Origin of the sequence: Limnospira sp., from assembly GCF_051859755.1 — a bacterium.
GTDB lineage: Bacteria > Cyanobacteriota > Cyanobacteriia > Cyanobacteriales > Microcoleaceae > Limnospira > Limnospira fusiformis.
Genome location: NZ_JBIMLI010000302.1, coordinates 1 through 1,850 on the forward strand (window position 1 = coordinate 1; position 1,850 = coordinate 1,850).

The window sequence follows — 1,850 nt, forward strand, 5'->3', positions numbered from 1 at the left end:
GTAGGGGGCTGGCATTTTGGGTCTTCTGTAGATATCCTTGCCATTATACGTCCTAACTGTTCTGTTTTGTGCTATAGCTTGTCTGACCTACCCTTTTGAAGGGGGTTCAGATTCATGGTAAAATTTCCCATACCCGACGGGATTTTACCCACCAAAGGGGGGAAAAACTTTCCGCCCCTCCTGATTCTCTTAAGGCGCTTATCTCCTCAAGGAAAAAATCTGGGGTTAGGTTCCGTCTGACCATGGGAGTCGGTGTAGGATTCTCTCAATACTCGCCCTAAAAGGGCGAGGCTTGAAGCCCATTTTTGGGGTCAAAAATGGGCTAGTCTGGATACCAGAACATCCCCTTGATCCCTTCGGGATCTGAGATAAACCCTAGGTTTCGATAAAATTCAACCACATGGGGGTCTGCAAACAACGTGATATTGCTAATATCATCGCTGCGAAGCTTTTTGATGATAAAACGCATCAAAGCCTTGCCTAAACCTTTGTTTTGGAAGTCTGGGTGAACCACGACATCCCAAAGGGTAGCATTAAAGGCATGATCGGAAGTAGCGCGAGCAAAACCGATTAGCCGTCGTTGGTTGCCCCGCATTTGCCACATGGAAACGACCAAAAAGCTATGCTGAATAGCCTTTTTGACCTTCCTGAGAGGGCGACGGGACCAACCGACAGCATTACAGAGTTCTTCTAGCTCATATAGATCAATGTCCCGATCCGTGCTGAAAAAAATCCGAGAATTCCGAGAGTTTGGTTGCCGAGTTACCTGGGACCAAGAGGATTGGTTCTCGATAGAGCATTCCTCTTGTTCCGCCGTTTTGGACATTGAGGTAGAATCAGAACCGCTAAAGAAATTTTTCCAAAAACCCATGCAGGCGTGGTTAAGGTAATAGATGATGTCTTTACTAGATAGTATATCTCCCGTACCTGATCCTCAATTATGGCTCCGGGTTTAAAATCATCAACGTTAGAACTTCTAAAGCGCTTCAATCGGGCGTTTCCGCAGTTTTATGAGCAATTTGTTAGCAGTGAGATTCAATTGCAAAATCTCAAATTGGCCTACAATGTTTATAAAACTACACAAGCGGTGATTGAGATTAAGCCAGAAGGGAGCAGAAGCGCCCTACACTTCGCCTATCGCAATCAATCATTTTTGTTGAGCGATATTTTTGGAGTTCTGGCTGCCTATGGGTTAACCATCCATAATCTTAGTTTGTATGGACAAATCTACCCGCCGATGCTGGTATTCATTAAGCTGGTGGTATCGAGGGGTGGTAAGGCACTCACAGAAAAAACGTCAGATAACGTTTGTCGTGCGATTAGAGAAGCATTGGCGGGGCATTTTGAGGTAGAAGAAATGCTGGCCGTCGAGTTTAACCTGGATGCGGGTTTAGAGGATGTAGCTACGGAGTTTTATGTTGACCCGGTGTTCCACCTACCAGCTTTGTTAATTGAAGCAGATAACCAGCCGGGATTATTCTATAAGGTGATGTATGCCATCTGGCAGGAAGACCTGTTGGTGGTCAATGCTAACTTGCTGGTCTGGCGGGGTCGCACTCGTCTGATTCTGTATCTTCTTGGCCCCAATGAGAGCTTGATCCCAGAATATTTGGGTCAGAAAATTGCTGAGGGTATCCGACAAAGGTTGATGGGTCAGCGTTTTTGAACAAAAAGAGCGACGCACTCGGTTCACGTCCCCACAGGCAGGTGGGGGTCAAGTATCGGTGGGGTCTTAGTCATCCTTTTGGCTCGACAGGACACAGCGTCACGATGTTATATAGCACAAGACAGGAAAGTTAGGACGTATAATGGAGAGGACGAGATGACTAAGAAGACCAAAAATGCCAGCC

At 46.3% G+C, this 1,850-nt stretch carries 2 protein-coding genes; one reads left to right on the top strand and one right to left on the bottom strand.

Annotated elements, in window-relative coordinates:
• Positions 1-322: 322 nt before the first annotated feature.
• The gene (locus tag ACTIE0_RS24105; RefSeq protein ID WP_006623763.1) at positions 323-871 is read right to left on the bottom strand and encodes a GNAT family N-acetyltransferase; all 549 of its coding nucleotides are present in this window, start codon (positions 869-871) and stop codon (positions 323-325) included.
• 69 nt (positions 872-940) lie between these two features.
• Between ACTIE0_RS24105 and ACTIE0_RS24110 the strand changes: the two genes are divergently transcribed.
• Positions 941-1,666, top strand: coding sequence for a hypothetical protein (locus ACTIE0_RS24110; RefSeq protein WP_006616009.1), 726 nt, complete (start codon positions 941-943; stop codon positions 1,664-1,666).
• The last annotated feature ends 184 nt before the right edge of the window (positions 1,667-1,850 follow it).